Source organism: Stenotrophomonas sp. GD03794 (genome assembly GCF_029842145.1).
GTDB lineage: Bacteria > Pseudomonadota > Gammaproteobacteria > Xanthomonadales > Xanthomonadaceae > Stenotrophomonas > Stenotrophomonas riyadhensis.
The window spans coordinates 1-14484 of record NZ_JAOCFV010000051.1 but is presented as its reverse complement, the minus strand read 5'-3'; the positions used below and the strand labels follow the sequence as shown (position 1 = coordinate 14484).

Sequence of the window (14484 nt, the reverse complement as noted above, 5' to 3'; positions counted from 1 at the left end):
CACCGCGGCGGCACCTTCACCTCAGAACGATACCTCGACCGGCTGCCGCGACCACAGCACCGATTGATGCTTGGTCTGCTGCTTCCACGCCAGGCGGATCGCTTCGATATCAGCACGGCGCTGCGGGGTGTCCTCGTGCAGCACCACCAGCACCTTGGTGCGCAGGCGGTTGGGCGAGGCATCACCGCGGAACAGCCACTGGCCGTAGGCATCGAACACGGTCAGGCCATCCGGGAAGCGCGGGGTCACTTCCTTGTCCAGGAAGGTGCGCCACTGCGTCTCGCTGATGGTGTCGGCCTGCGGGCGGTTGCCGGCCCCCTGCTCTTCGCCCACGCCGAAGTACAGCTCGCTGCGCACCCAGCCGTGGCCGGCGGACGGGCGTGCGGCATCGCCCTTCAGTTCGGCGGTGGTGGCCGTGGCATAGGCGCTGGGCGCTTGCGAGGACAGGCTGGCGCAGCCACTGGTGGCCAGCAGCACGGCGAAGACGAGGCCAAGGTGTTTCATCGGTACAGCTCCGGGGAAGGGGGACAAGGCGAGCCGGCAGCGTACAGCGCCACCGGCCCGGCGTGCTGATGCCAACCGGGCATCAGCTCATGCCGGACCGGCAGGGGCTTGCATCGGCACCGGTCATCACGCGAAGATAATATATCGCTTCATCCGGATAGATGTAAGTGAAACCATCTCCCCCTTCCCCGTCGTCGTAGTTGCTGGAGCCCCCATGTCCGTCCGCCTGCCCGCGTCGCCGCTCGGCCTCGCCATCGCCCTCGCGCTTTCCTTCGCCGCCGTCCCGGCCCTGGCCCAGGACGCCACCAACCTCGACACCGTGATCGTCACCGGCACCCGTGCGGCTGACCGCACCGTGCTCGAATCCACCTCGCCAGTGGATGTGCTCACCGCCGAGGACATCCGCAAGGCCGGCGTGGTCAACGGGGAACTGGGCAGCGCGCTGCAGGCGCTGCTGCCGTCGTTCAATTTCCCGCGCCAGTCCAACTCCGGCGGCGCTGACCACGTGCGCGCCGCTCAGCTGCGCGGCCTGTCGCCGGACCAGGTGCTGGTGCTGGTCAATGGCAAGCGCCGCCACCACACCGCGCTGGTCAACACCGACAGCAAGATCGGCAAGGGCACCACGCCGGTCGACTTCAACTCGATTCCGGTCAGTGCGATCAAGCGCATCGAAGTGCTGCGTGACGGCGCTGGTGCGCTGTACGGCTCGGATGCGGTGGCCGGCGTGATCAACGTGATCCTCGACAACGGCGGTGACGGCGGCGAGATCGAGGCCAGCTACGGTGCCAACCACACCGACCTCAAGCCGATCGGCCGCACCCTCACCGACGGCCAGACCGGCAACATCAGCGCCAAGGTCGGCACCTCACTGGGCGAGGACGGCGGCTTCCTGCGCGTCGGCCTGGAATACAAGCACCGCAACGGCACCAACCGCGCCGGCTTCGACCAGATTCCGCCGTGGGACCAGACCCCGGGCAACCTGGCGCTGCAGGGCAAGCGCAACTACGTGCTGGGCGATGGCAAGAGCAAGGACATCAACCTGTGGTTGAATACCGAGATTCCGGTGGGCCAGACGTCGACGTTCTACGCGTTCGGCACCTTCAACCAGCGTGATACCGAAGGCGCGAACTACTTCCGCTATCCCGATGGCGATGCCAACTGGAAGCAGGTGTATCCGAACGGTTACCGGCCGATCTCCGAAGGCGAGAACCGCGACGTGCAGGCGGTGGCCGGCGTGCGTGGGCAGTGGGGCGAATGGAGCTACGACGGCAGCCTGGACTACGGCCAGAACGACTTCACCTACCGCCTGCGTGATTCGCTCAACGCCTCGCTGGGCCCGACCAGCCCGACCCGCTTCAAGACCGCTGACTACGAGTACGCGCAGACCGTGGGCAACCTCGACCTGAGTCGTGTGTTCACCCAGAGCGACAGCATCAGCCACACCCTGGGCCTGGGCGTGGAAGCACGGCACGAGCGCTACCAGACCCGTCCCGGCGACCCGGCCAGCTACGCCGCCGGCCCTTACACCGATCGCCCGACCGGCTCGCAGGCCGGTGGCGGCCTGACCCCGCAGGATGCGGCGCGCCTGTCGCGCGACGTGGCCAGCGCCTACGCCAGCCTGTCCAGCCAGTTCGGCGAGAAGTTCTCCTCCGATCTGGCCGCGCGCTACGAGCACAACGACGACTTCGGCGGTGAACTGACCGGCAAACTCGGCCTGCGCTATGAGTTCACCCCGGCGTTCGCGTTGCGCGGCGCCATCTCCAACAACTTCCGTGCGCCATCGCTGGCACAGATCGGCTACGAATCCACTTCCACCGGCTACAACGCTGGCGGCCAGCTGGTGCAGGGCCGCCTGTTGTCGGTCAACAATCCGATCGCACGTGGCCTGGGTGCGCAGAACCTGAAGCCGGAAAAGTCGATCAATACCTCGCTGGGCTTCACCAGCCGCATTGGCGAGCACTTCGACCTGTCGCTGGACTTCTTCCAGATCGACATCGATGACCGCATCGCACTGTCGGAGAGCATCACCGGCGATGCACTGACCGACTACGTGGCCGCCAACTACGGCGTCAGCGGTCTGCAGAGCGCCAGCTTCTTCGTCAATGCCGCCGATACCCGCACCCGCGGCGCCGAGCTGGTCAGCAACTGGCGCCAGTCGCTGGGCGACGGCCAGCTGCTGCTGACCGGCACCTATGCCTACACCAAGACCACGCTGAAGAACGTGCTGGCCACGCCGGCACAGCTGCGTGCGCTGAACCCGGACTACGTACTGTTCGGCATCGAAGAAACCAACACCCTTACCGATGCCACGCCGCGCACGCGCGGCAGCTTCTCGGCGGCATGGAGCAACGACCACTGGTCGCTGAGCACCCGCGTGAACCGCTATGGCAGCGCCACACGCGTGTTCAACTTCGGTGATGGCTACATCCCGCGCCAGACCTACCAGGCCGAGTGGCAGCTGGATGCGGAAGTCGAGTACCGCATCACGCCGCAGTGGAGCGTGGCCATCGGCGGGCAGAACCTGACCGACAACTATCCGGATCGATCCAACAGCGATATCCACTACTTCGGCAATCTGCCGTACGACGTACTGTCGCCGATCGGCAGCAACGGCGCGTACTACTACGGCCGCGTCCGCTATACGTTCTGATTCATCAGTCCGGTAGTGCCGGCCGCTGGCCGGCAACGTCACGGTCCATGGATGCACCCTGAGGTTGCCGGCCAGCGGCCGGCACTACCCTGATTCGTAGCCTGCCCTCGACCCCACGTACACGCCCGCGCTGGCAAGCTGGGCATCATGGCTGAACCGCTCCCCCTGCGTCCGCCACCGCCATTGCTGGATGACGCCTGCGCGTTGTTCCTCGATGTCGACGGCACCCTGATCGAATTCGCTGCACGCCCGGATGCCGTGCAGTTGCTGCCGGATGTGCGTGAAGCCATCGGCCGCATCAGCGACCGCCTGGAAGGTGCCGTGGCACTGGTCAGTGGTCGCCCGCTTGAGCAGCTGGATCAACTGTTCGCTCCCCTGAAATTGCCCGCCGCCGGCCTGCATGGCCACGAACTGCGCGGCGAAGACGGTCGCGTCCTGCGCGACGAACACGACGACGACACCGCCGAGTGGCTGCACGCGCTGCACCAGCAGGCGATGCGCTTTGCCCATGGCCATCCCGGCGTGCTGGTGGAAGACAAGGGCGTCGGCCTGGCGCTGCATTGGCGCGGTGCGCCGCACGCGGCAAGTGATGTGCGCGCCTTCGCCGACCGCCATGTGCGTGGCCGTGCCAGCTATCGCCTGCAGCCCGGTGACCATGTGGTCGAATTCGTGCCGGTCGGCACCGACAAGGGCCGTGCCGTGCGCCGGATGATGCAGTACCTGCCGTTCCGCGGCCGCCTGCCGGTATTCCTCGGCGATGACCTGACCGATGAGTTCGGCTTCGACGCCGCCAATGGCCAGCATGGCTGGAGCGTACTGGTAGGCGAACGGGAACCCAGCAAAGCCGTGTTCGCGCTGCCCGACATACGCAGCGTGCACGCCTGGCTGCGTGAGAATGCCTATTGACCCGGCCACCCCACGGCCGCAACCGAGATGTACCGCGTGATGACCCAACCCGATCTTGATCTGGGCGTGGTCGGCAACGGCAGCTTCGGCGCCCTGGTCGACAAACGTGCCCGCGTTGTCTGGAGCTGCCTGCCTACCTTCGACGGCGACCCCACCTTCTGTGCCCTGCTCGGCCCCAACCAGCAGACCGGTGGCGACTTCGCCATCGAGCTGGAGGACTTCGCGAGCAGCGAGCAGGAATACCTGACCAACACCGCGATCCTGCGTACCGTGCTGCGCGACGCGCACGGTGGTGAACTGGAAATCCTTGATTTCGCCCCGCGCTGGCGCCAGAACGACCGTTTCTACCGACCGGTCAGCCTGATCCGCCAGGTACGACCACTGGCCGGCAGCCCACGCATCACCGTGCACGCACGGCCACTGGCCGACTGGGGCGCACGCGTGCCCGAGTCCACCTGGGGCAGCAACCACGTGCGCTGGATCCTGCCCGAACACGTGCTGCGGCTGACCACCGACGTGCCGGTGCGCTTCGTGCGCGATGGCCTGCCGTTCGTGCTCAACCATCCCATCCACCTGATCCTGGGCGTGGATGAATCACTCAACCGCTCGATCAGTGGCTATGTGCAGGAAGCCTTCCAGCGCACCCGCGACTACTGGCGCGAATGGGTGCGCTACCTGTCCATTCCACTGGAATGGCAGGACGCGGTGATCCGCAGTGCGATCACCCTGAAGCTGTGCCAGTACGAGGACAGCGGCGCGATCATCGCGGCAATGACCACCTCCATTCCGGAAGCGCCCGGCAGCGTGCGCAACTGGGACTACCGCTACTGTTGGCTGCGTGATGCCGCGTTCGTGGTGCGTGCGCTGAACCGCCTCGGCGCAACGCGCACGATGGAACAGTTCCTCGGCTATATCTTCAACCTGGCCACCACCGACGGCACGTTGCAGCCGCTGTATGGCATCGGCTTCGAGGCCAAGCTGGACGAGGACGAAGTACCGAGCCTGTCCGGCTACCGTGGCATGGGCCCGGTGCGGCGCGGCAACCTGGCCTGGGTGCAGCGCCAGCACGATGTCTACGGCAGCGTGGTGCTGGCGTCCACGCAGTTGTTCTTCGACCGCCGCCTGCAGGACCCGGGCGATGCGCACACCTTCGCCCGCCTGGAACCCTTGGGTGAACAGGCGTTCGCCCTGCACGACGTACCCGACGCCGGCCTGTGGGAATTCCGCGGCCGCACCGAGGTGCACACCTACACCAGCGCGATGTGCTGGGCAGCGTGCGATCGCCTGTGCAAGATCGCCGTTCGCCTGAAGCGCGATGACCGCGCCCATTACTGGCGCGAGCGTGCCGACACCATCCATGCGCGCATCATGGCCGAGTCCTGGAGCGAGGAGCTGGGCCACTTCACCGATACCTTTGGTGGCCATCGGCTGGATGCCTCGTTGCTGCTGCTGGCCGACATCGGCTTCATCGACGCGATGGATGCGCGCTTCATCGCCACCGTCGACGCCATCGGGCGCGACCTCAAGCATGGCAACTCGCTGTACCGCTATGTTGCACCGGATGACTTCGGTGAGCCGGAAACCAGCTTCACCATCTGCACCTTCTGGTACATCGATGCGCTGGCGGCAATCGGGCGCATGGACGAAGCACGCGGGATGTTCGAGCTGCTGTTGAAGCAGCGCAACCATCTTGGCCTGCTGTCGGAGGATCTGGCCTTCGACAGCGGCGAGGCCTGGGGCAATTTCCCGCAGACCTATTCGCACGTCGGCCTGATCACCGCCGCGATGCGCCTGTCGCGGTCCTGGCAGGAGGCATCGTGAGTCGTCTGGTGGTGGTTTCAAACCGCGTGGCGGTGCCGGGCGAGAACCGCGCCGGTGGGCTGGCGGTGGGCCTGCTGGCCGCGCTGAAGGAACGCGGCGGCATGTGGTTCGGCTGGAGCGGCAAGAGCGTGCGCGACGGCAGCGGCACGCTGCACACACAGAAGGACGGTGACATCGAATTCGTCACCCTCGACCTGAGCAAGCGCGAGGTGGATGGCTACTACAACGGTTTCGCCAATCGCACCCTCTGGCCGTTGCTGCACTTCCGCCTGGATCTGGTCGACTACGACCGGGGCACCCGCGAGACCTACCATAAGGTCAACGCGCTGTTCGCCGACAAGCTCGCGCCGCTGCTGCGCGAGGACGACATCGTCTGGATCCACGACTACCACCTGATCCCGCTTGGTGCGCTGCTGCGCGAGCGTGGCATCGGCTGCCGCATCGGTTTCTTCCTGCACATCCCGATGCCGTCGGCCGACCTGCTGCAGGCCATGCCCGACCACCTTCGGTTGTTCTCCGCGCTGTACGCCTACGATCTGGTCGGCTTCCAGACCCAGCGCGACGCCGATCGCTTCCAGACCTACCTGCGCCTGTTCGGCGGCGGCCGCGTGCTCGACAACGGCGAGCTGGAAGCACCGGGCGGGCGCCGCTTCCGTGCGGCGGCGTTCCCGATCGGTATCGACACCGAGCTGATCGCGCGACAGGCCGGCACCGCCGCCACCAAGGCCGCTGTGAAGAACCTGCGCAACAGCCTGCGTGATCGCCAGCTGGCGATCGGCGTGGATCGCCTGGACTATTCCAAGGGCCTGCCCGAACGCTTCCTCGGCTTCGAGCGCTATCTGGAGCGCCATCCGGATCAGCGCGGCTCGCTGACCTACCTGCAGATCGCCCCGGTCTCGCGCGGCGATGTCACCGAGTACCGGCAGCTGCGCAGCCAGCTGGAACAGATCGCCGGGCACATCAACGGTGGCCACGCCGAACCGGACTGGACGCCGCTGCGCTACGTCAACCAGAACTTCACCCACGCCACCCTCACCGGCTTCTACCGGGCGGCGGCGGTAGGCCTGGTCACGCCGCTGCGCGATGGCATGAACCTGGTAGCCAAGGAGTACGTGGCGTCGCAGGACCCGGAAGACCCCGGCGTGCTGGTGCTGTCGCTGCTGGCCGGCGCCGCCGACGAACTCAAGCAGGCGCTGCTGGTGAACCCGCATGATCTGGACGGCGTGGCCGACGCCATCGCCACCGCGGCAACGATGTCGCTGCGCAGGCGCAAGGAACGCTGGCACGCGATGATGGAGCACCTGCGCACCTACGACATCAACCACTGGCGACGCAGCTACCTGGACGCGCTGGAGGGCTGACGAGGCCGCGCCTGTAGCGTCGAGCCTGCTCGACTGGCTCTTGTAGAGTCGAGCCATGCTCGACTGCTATCGGCAGGGAAAAAAAACCCCAGTCGAGCATGGCTCGACTCTACAGAAGGCCGGCGGTCAATCCAGGAATCGCGCGGCCTGCTCGGGTGCGGGCAGGTAACAGGCGTCATGCCGCCCGAACCAGCGGTAGCGGTTGCGGGCCAACGCGCGGTACGCGGCATCACGCCAGCTGCGCGGCAGCACGCGCAATGCACCACTCAGACGCCAGGCGCCGCCCAGCCCCGCCAGCACCCGCAGGATCGCATCGGTATCGGTCCAGGCACCCTGCTCGTCCAGCAACAGGAACGACATCGGGTCCTGCGGGTCCAACCCGTGCGCGCGCAACAGCGCGCTGCCCTGCGCGCCCTGCATCGCCGCAAAGCGGTAGCGCCCCTTGCGGTCGAAACGCAGCAGGAAGCGCACCCAGCGGTTGCACAGCGCGCACACGCCATCGAACACGATCACCGCGCTGCCGGCCTCGGCGGCGGAATCACTGCGGTTCGAGCCAGCCTTCATAGCGGATCAGGGCTCCGGCCCAGGGCAAGGTCACATCGACCAGGAAAGTGTAGCGCTGGCCGTGCCACGCTTCGCGACATCGCACGCCGCCGAACCAGCGCTTGGGCAGCGGCAGCAGCCCGAACGCCCAGACCCGCCGCACCGACCAGTCGATGCCACCGTCGCGGGCCTGCAGGTCGAACTCGAAGCGCACCGCCCCCAGCTGCTCGCGCAGGTATCCCTCGTGTACCCACAGCCGCGACACCATCGGCCAGCGACCGAATCGTCGCGCCCAGCGTTCGCCCTGCCCGTGCGCGCTGAACGCCACTTCGGTGGGCAGCGCGTCACCGTCCTTCGGCAACCGCGCCAACGCGGCCAGCAGCGGCACCAGCCAGTGCCGCCCTCTCACGATGCGCGCCTGCCCCACGTAGCGGCAAGGCAACGGCGCGGCATGCAGCACCTGCACCGGCGCGGCCAGGGTGGCGAAGGCCGGCCCCAGCACGCGCGCGAACAGCGGCGGGGTCAGGGCGCGATCCAGGCCAGGGTCGCCATGCGCCCGGTGCGACGGTCGCGCCGGTGCGAATACAGGTCCGGATCGGCCATGGTCGACACCGTGCCGCCATACACCTGCGCCGGGTCCATGCCCGCCGCCTGCAGGCGCTGGCGTGCCAGGGCGAACAGGTCCACCTTCCAGTGCCCCGGGCGCGTCGCCGCGAACGCCACCTCGGCCGCCGGATCATGGCCGACGAAAGCGTGGAAGACCTCCTCGCCGATCTCGTAGTCGGCCGGCCCGGCCGCCGGGCCCAGCCACGCGCGCAGCTGCGCGGGCGGGGTCTGCATGGCGGCCACCGTGGCCTCCAGCATGCCGTCGGCCAGCCCACGCCAACCGGCATGGGCCGCGCCCACTTCACTGCCATCGGCCGCGGCAAACACCACGGGCAGGCAGTCGGCGGTCAGGATCGCCAGCACCACGCCCGGCACCGAGGTCACCGCAGCGTCAGCCACCGGTTCGCTGGCGCCTGCCACCGGCGGCGCGGTGAAGCGCAGCACGGTGCTGCTGTGCACCTGGCGCAGCCAGTGCGGTGCCGAGGGCAGTGCCAGCCCCTGCTGCAGCAGCTGGCGGTTGTGCTCCACGTTGGCCGGGGTATCACCATCGGCCGCGTGCCGGTTGCCCAGGTTGAACTGCGCGAACGGTGCCGGCGAGATGCCCGCACCGTGCCGACGCGTGGTCAGCGCATGGACGCCCGGAGGCGCCGGCCAGTCCGCCTGCAGCAATGGCAGCGCGGCGGCCATCACCAGCGGTCCCGCTCGCGCGCGGCGAAGGCTTCGCTGTCTTCGCGCAGCACCTTCATCAGGTGCAGCATGTCGTCCGGCACCGGCGCGGTGTTGCGCACCGGCTCACCGGTGATCGGATGCGTGAACTCCAGGGTCTCGGCGTGCAGGGCCTGGCGCTTGAAGCCGCGCAGCGCGGCCACCAGCTCGTCGCTGGCGCCCTTGGGCAGCTTCAGCGCACCGCCGTACAGCGGGTCGCCGATGATCGGATGGCGCACGTGTGCCATGTGCACGCGGATCTGGTGGGTACGGCCGGTTTCCAGGCGGCACTCCAGCGCGGTGTGCGCACGGAAGCGCTCGCGCAGGCGGTAATGGGTGATCGCTTCCTTGCCATCCTCGCGCACGGCCATCTTCAGGCGGTCGCGCGGGTGGCGGTCGATCGGGGCATCGGCGGTACCGCCGGCCACCAGCGCACCCATCACGATGGCCAGGTACTGGCGGTGCACGTCGCGTGCGGCCAGCTGCTCGACCAGCGCGGTCTGCGCTTCCAGGGTCTTGGCCACCACCATCACGCCGCTGGTGTCCTTGTCCAGGCGGTGCACGATGCCGGCGCGCGGCAGCACCGCCACCGAGGGATCGCGGAACAGCAGGGCATTCACCAGGGTGCCGCTGTGGTTGCCCGCGCCCGGGTGCACCACCAGGCCGACCGGCTTGTTGATCACCAGCAGGTGCTCGTCCTCGAACAGCACGTCCAGCGGGATGTCCTCCGGCTGGGCGTCGGTCTGGGTCTCGAGCACCACATTGAGGGTCACGAGCTCGCCGCCGCGCAGCGGATCGCGCGGGCGCGCCTGGGCGCCGTCCAGCAGCACCTCACCGGCCTTGATCCACTCGGTCAGGCGCGAACGCGAGTATTCGGGGAACAATTCGGCCACCACGGCGTCGAAACGACGGCCGGCAGCGGTGTCGGGGACGATGGCCTGGCGGGCCGATTCAGAGGGTTGTTCAGACATGGCAGGGGGCATTCTTTGAAATTTTGGGGTCCCGGCGGCCGGTTTCAGTCGCTGGACAGGACACTAGGCTATCATCGACCCTTCGTATTCCAGCCGCGTCCCGCCTCGACCTCATGATCCGACGCTCCGCCATGCTCTCCGCGCCCGTCCGCCTCACCGCCCTGCTGCTGGTGCTGGTCATCGCCGCCACCGGCTGCCACCGTGGTGCCAAGAAGGGTGATCGCCCCGATGAAGGGACGCCGGTCGAACAGTTGTACGAGAAGAGCCACAAGCTGATGCAGGGTGGCAACTGGAGCGGCGCTGAAACCAGCTTCCGCCGCCTGGTGGCCCAGTATCCGTACGGTCCGTACACCGAACAGGCGATGATCGAAACCGCCTACGCGCAGTACAAGGCCGGCAAGCACGATGACGCGGTGTCCAGCATCGACCGCTTCATCCGTACCTACCCGACCCATCGCAACATCGCGTACCTGTACTACCTGCGCGGCCTGGCCAACTCCAACCGCAGTACGGTTTTCCTGCGCCGCGTATGGTCGCTGGATGCCAGCCGCCGCGACCTGTCCACGCCGCACCAGGCGTATTCGGACTTCAACATCGTGGTCGACCGCTACCCGAACAGCCGCTACGCCGCCGATGCGCGCCAGCGCATGCTGGAGCTGCGTGACGTGTTCGCCCAGCACGAGCTGGACAACGCCCTGTACTACATGCGCCGCGGCGCCTGGGTCTCGGCTGCCGGCCGCGCCAACTACCTGCTGGAAACCTACCCGCAGAGCGCATTCCAGTACGACGCCGTGGCTGTGCTGGCCGATTCCTACACCCACCTGGGCAACAAGACCCTGGCCGACGACGCCCGCCGCGTCCTGCAGCTGAACCAGCCGGACCACCCGTGGCTGGAAGGCAAGTGGCCGAAGTACCCGTGGATGATCCGCAAGCTGAACCCGTTCGCCGGCGAGAAGTCCGCCAGCACCGGCCAGCGCAACGCGCGACTGGAAAAGAAATAAGAAAAAGGCCCCGAAAGGGGCCTTTCTTCTTTCTGCAGAGTCGAGCCATGCTCGACTGCTTCCTGCAGGACGCTCAGCGCGCGGCGGCGTCCCGGGGCCCACCTAGGAATCCTACGAATCCCCAAGGGTTGCGACGCTGGTCCCAATCGGCGCGGATGAGCCCCTCCACACTGCGGCGCAACGGCCATCCCGGCCGTCAAGGAGCGCCCATGTCCCCACTGCCCCGTCGTTTCCGGCCCCTCTCGAGCGTCATCGCCACGGCCCTGCTGGCCCTGACGTCCAGTCCCCTGAGCGCCGCGCCGGCCGCGCCGGGTGATCTGCTGTCCGCCGCGCCCTATCGCGCGTCATGGGTGCCCTCCAAGGCCACGCAAGCGTACAAGCTGCACTACCGCACCCCCGACCACCGCGGCCAGCTGGCCGAAGGCACCGGCCTGCTGTATCTCCCCGCGGGCGCGGCGCCCATCGGGGGCTGGCCGGTGGTGTCGTGGGCACATGGCACCCAGGGCATCGCCGATCGCTGCGCGCCCTCGGTCTCGGGCCCCTACCAGCCCGAACGCGACGGGCGTTTCCTCGACCAGTTCCTGGCCCAGGGCTATGCCGTGGTCGCTGCCGACTACCAGGGGCTCGGCAGCCCCGGCAACCACGCCTACCTGCACGTCCGCACGGCGGCCCGCAACGCCATCGATCTGGTCAAGGCCAGCCGCCAGTATCTGGGCGCATCAGCGCTGTCGCCGCGCTGGGTCTCGGTCGGCCATTCGCAGGGCGGCGCCGCTGCGCTCACGGCCGGGCATCTGGCGCCCACCTATGGTGGTCCTTCCCTGCACTACCGCGGCAGCTTCACCACCGGCACGCCTACCGCGGTCGAGCTGACCGCGCTGGTGATGAAGCCCGACAACCGCACCGCCAATCCTGGCGCGCTCAACGCCTATCACGCGTACCTGCTTGATGGCCTGCTGCAGGTCGCGCCGCAGATCGACCGCATTCTCAGCGACACCGGCCGCGCCCGCGTGGCAGTGGCACGCGAGCAGTGCCTGGGCGAACTGGCCGCCACGCTGGACGGCGCGGATACCGGCAGCATGTTCACAGCACCGCTGACCAGCGTGCCGGGCATCTGGGCAGTGCTGCACGACTATCTCGGCGTACCGCGCCGCGGTTTCAGCCAGCCGCTGATGCTGGGCCATGGCACTGAGGACCGCGACGTGCCCTACCTGACCACCCTGCTGTATGCCGCAGGCCTGGCCCTGCGTGGCGAGCCGGTCGCGTTCCGGCGCTACCCGGTCGACCATCGCGGCACGCTGGACGCGGCCGCTGCGGAGGGTCTGGCGTTCGTGCGGGCACGGCTGGGGGACGGCCACTTCGACGATGCTGCGGAAACCGCCAGCCTCGAACAGCTGCTTGAGGAAGTCCGGTAGATCCACGCCAAGCGTGGATGGTCTTCGACCATTGTGCGGACCAAGGTCCGCACCCACCGGAGAGGGGCCAACGGGTTGCCGGCCAGCGGCCGGCACTACCCGCCAACCGCTGCTTCAGCCCTTGTAGCCGTTGCTGATCGGGTAACGACGTTCGCGGCCGAAGGCGCGGCGCGAGACTTTCGGCCCCGGCGCGGCCTGGTGCCGCTTCCACTCGCTGATGCGCACCAGGCGCAGCACGCGGTCGACCACGGCCGCGTCGTAGCCGGCGGCCACGATCTCCGTGCGCGACTGCTCCTGGTCAATGTAGCGGTACAGGATGCCGTCCAGCACGTCATAGGCCGGCAGCGAATCCTGGTCCAGCTGGTTCTCGCGCAGCTCGGCCGACGGCGGGCGGCTGATCACGGCCGGCGGGATCACCGGCGCGCCGCCCACGGTGTTGCGCCACTTGGAAAGACCGAACACCTCCGTCTTGTACAGGTCCTTCAGTGGCGCGTAGCCACCGCACATGTCGCCGTAGATGGTGGCGTAGCCGACCGCGTACTCGCTCTTGTTGCCGGTGGTCAGCAGCAGGCCACCGAACTTGTTGGCCAGCGCCATCAGGATCACGCCACGGCTGCGCGACTGCAGGTTCTCTTCGGTCACGTCCGGGGTCGTGCCTTCGAACATCGGCGCCAGCGATTCCATCAGGCCCTTGAACGCCGGTTCGATCGAGACTGCCTCCAGCTTCACACCCAGCGCCTGGCACTGCTCGGCGGCCAGGTCGTTGGAAAGGCCTGCGGTGTAGCGCGAGGGCAGGCGCACCGCGGTGACGTTCTCGGCGCCCATCGCGTCCACGGCCATGGCCAGCACGATCGCCGAGTCGATGCCGCCGGACAGGCCCAGCCACACCTTCTTGAAGCCGTTCTTGCGGCAGTAGTCCTGGATGCCGCGGGTCACCGCGCGCCAGGCCAGCGCGTCCATGCTTTCGTCGCCGTCGTCCATCCACACGTGCGGCATGAAGCGGCGGGTCTCACCGTCGTACTCCACCACCAGCCACTGGTCGACGAAGGCGGCGGCGGCCGGGTGCACCGTGCCGTCACCATCAGCCACTACCGAGGCGCCGTCGAACACCAGCGCGTCCTGGCCACCGACCACGTTGAGGTAGGCAATCGCCGCGCCGCTTTCGCGGGTGCGCGCCGCCAGCACGGCATCGCGCTGGGCGTGCTTGCCACGCTCGTACGGCGAAGCATTGGGCACCACCACCAGCTGCGCACCGGCGCGCATGGTGTCGGCCAGCGGTTCGGCGAACCACAGGTCCTCGCAGATCAGCAGGCCCACCGGAATGCCGTTGACCTCGAACACGCAGCTGCCGCCATCCGGATCGACATCGAAGTAGCGGCGCTCGTCGAACACGGCGTAGTTGGGCAGCTCGCGCTTGCGGTAGGTCTGTTCGACCAGGCCGTCACGCAGCACGCTGGCGGCGTTGTAGACCACCGCGCCAGCCGCCTGCGGCCAGCCGACCACGGCGGTGATGCCACGGCAGGCAGCAGCGATACGGCCCATCGCCTGCTCGCATTCGTACAGGAAGCCGGGACGCAGCAGCAGGTCCTCCGGCGGATAACCGCTCACCGCCAGCTCGGGGAACATCACCAGCTCGGCGCCATACTCGTCGCGCGCCTGGCCGATCATCTCGATGATGCGCTCGGTGTTGCCGGCGACATCGCCGACCGGGAAATCGAACTGCGCCATCGCGATGCGGATCGAAGCCATGGGAATCCAGCCTGTGGTTGCAATTGCACCATTCTAGGCCTTTGGACACGGACCGGTCAGGCCCGATGCATGCGATCGGTCCGCCCCGCGTCGCGCAGACCTGGACCACGTTTCCCTGCCGGCCAAGCACTGCCATCGCCTCCTCGAATGTCCGTCCTGGGGCTATTGATTTTCGCCTTCATCAGTAGCACTCTCCCATTCACGAAAAATTCATGGTGATCACCTTCGACGGCTCAGATCACCGCGCAAGCTGGT

General features: G+C 67.7%; 12 protein-coding genes. 6 read left to right on the top strand and 6 right to left on the bottom strand.

The features are described from left to right. Window positions 1-21 precede the first annotated feature (21 nt). Window positions 22-504: a DUF3574 domain-containing protein gene (locus N5D91_RS19895; protein ID WP_075676432.1), complete on the bottom strand. Its 483-nt coding sequence runs from the start codon at window positions 502-504 to the stop codon at window positions 22-24. A gap of 214 nt (window positions 505-718) precedes the next feature. Here N5D91_RS19895 and N5D91_RS19890 point away from each other — a divergent pair, with 214 nt between their 5' ends. The 4 genes from N5D91_RS19890 to otsA all read left to right on the top strand — a co-directional run bounded on the left by N5D91_RS19890 (window position 719) and on the right by otsA (window position 7242). Continuing rightward, a complete protein-coding gene (locus tag N5D91_RS19890; protein ID WP_180854225.1) occupies window positions 719-3154 on the top strand; it encodes a TonB-dependent receptor in 2436 nt (811 codons plus the stop codon). 147 nt (window positions 3155-3301) lie between these two features. Further along, window positions 3302-4060, top strand: a complete 759-nt coding sequence (gene otsB, locus N5D91_RS19885) for a trehalose-phosphatase (protein WP_032128814.1) — start codon at window positions 3302-3304, stop codon at window positions 4058-4060. A 39-nt stretch (window positions 4061-4099) separates the two neighbouring features. Further along, window positions 4100-5881: a glycoside hydrolase family 15 protein gene (locus N5D91_RS19880; protein WP_121504713.1), complete on the top strand. Its 1782-nt coding sequence runs from the start codon at window positions 4100-4102 to the stop codon at window positions 5879-5881. Next, on the top strand, window positions 5878-7242 hold the full coding sequence (gene otsA / locus N5D91_RS19875) for an alpha,alpha-trehalose-phosphate synthase (UDP-forming) (RefSeq protein ID WP_032128815.1): 1365 nt from the start codon (window positions 5878-5880) through the stop codon (window positions 7240-7242). The genes N5D91_RS19880 and otsA overlap by 4 nt, the downstream gene beginning before the upstream one ends. Before the next feature lie 126 nt (window positions 7243-7368). Here otsA and N5D91_RS19870 read toward each other — a convergent pair whose 3' ends face one another. The 4 genes from N5D91_RS19870 to rluD are packed head-to-tail and all read right to left on the bottom strand — an operon-like array spanning window position 7369 to window position 10067. Continuing rightward, the gene (locus N5D91_RS19870; protein ID WP_180854226.1) at window positions 7369-7806 is read right to left on the bottom strand and encodes a thiol-disulfide oxidoreductase DCC family protein; all 438 of its coding nucleotides are present in this window, start codon (window positions 7804-7806) and stop codon (window positions 7369-7371) included. Beyond that, on the bottom strand, window positions 7781-8287 hold the full coding sequence (locus N5D91_RS19865) for a DUF4166 domain-containing protein (RefSeq protein WP_110713336.1): 507 nt from the start codon (window positions 8285-8287) through the stop codon (window positions 7781-7783). The genes N5D91_RS19870 and N5D91_RS19865 overlap by 26 nt, the downstream gene beginning before the upstream one ends. 20 nt (window positions 8288-8307) lie before the next feature. After that, a complete protein-coding gene (gene pgeF / locus N5D91_RS19860) occupies window positions 8308-9078 on the bottom strand; it encodes a peptidoglycan editing factor PgeF (RefSeq protein WP_164081330.1) in 771 nt (256 codons plus the stop codon). Beyond that, window positions 9078-10067 (bottom strand): 23S rRNA pseudouridine(1911/1915/1917) synthase RluD, encoded by a 990-nt coding sequence (gene rluD, locus N5D91_RS19855; protein WP_110713339.1) that lies wholly within the window; start codon window positions 10065-10067, stop codon window positions 9078-9080. Before rluD ends, pgeF begins: the two co-directional genes overlap by 1 nt. 113 nt (window positions 10068-10180) lie before the next feature. Here rluD and N5D91_RS19850 point away from each other — a divergent pair, with 113 nt between their 5' ends. Both N5D91_RS19850 and N5D91_RS19845 read left to right on the top strand, forming a co-directional pair. After that, the gene (locus N5D91_RS19850; protein ID WP_110713341.1) at window positions 10181-11068 is read left to right on the top strand and encodes an outer membrane protein assembly factor BamD; all 888 of its coding nucleotides are present in this window, start codon (window positions 10181-10183) and stop codon (window positions 11066-11068) included. 209 nt (window positions 11069-11277) lie between these two features. Then, on the top strand, window positions 11278-12480 hold the full coding sequence (locus tag N5D91_RS19845; RefSeq protein ID WP_180854227.1) for a lipase family protein: 1203 nt from the start codon (window positions 11278-11280) through the stop codon (window positions 12478-12480). 114 nt (window positions 12481-12594) lie between these two features. On the opposite strand, the gene N5D91_RS19840 is transcribed toward N5D91_RS19845, so the two are convergent. Beyond that, on the bottom strand, window positions 12595-14229 hold the full coding sequence (locus N5D91_RS19840; protein WP_110713344.1) for an NAD+ synthase: 1635 nt from the start codon (window positions 14227-14229) through the stop codon (window positions 12595-12597). Window positions 14230-14484: the final 255 nt, after the last annotated feature.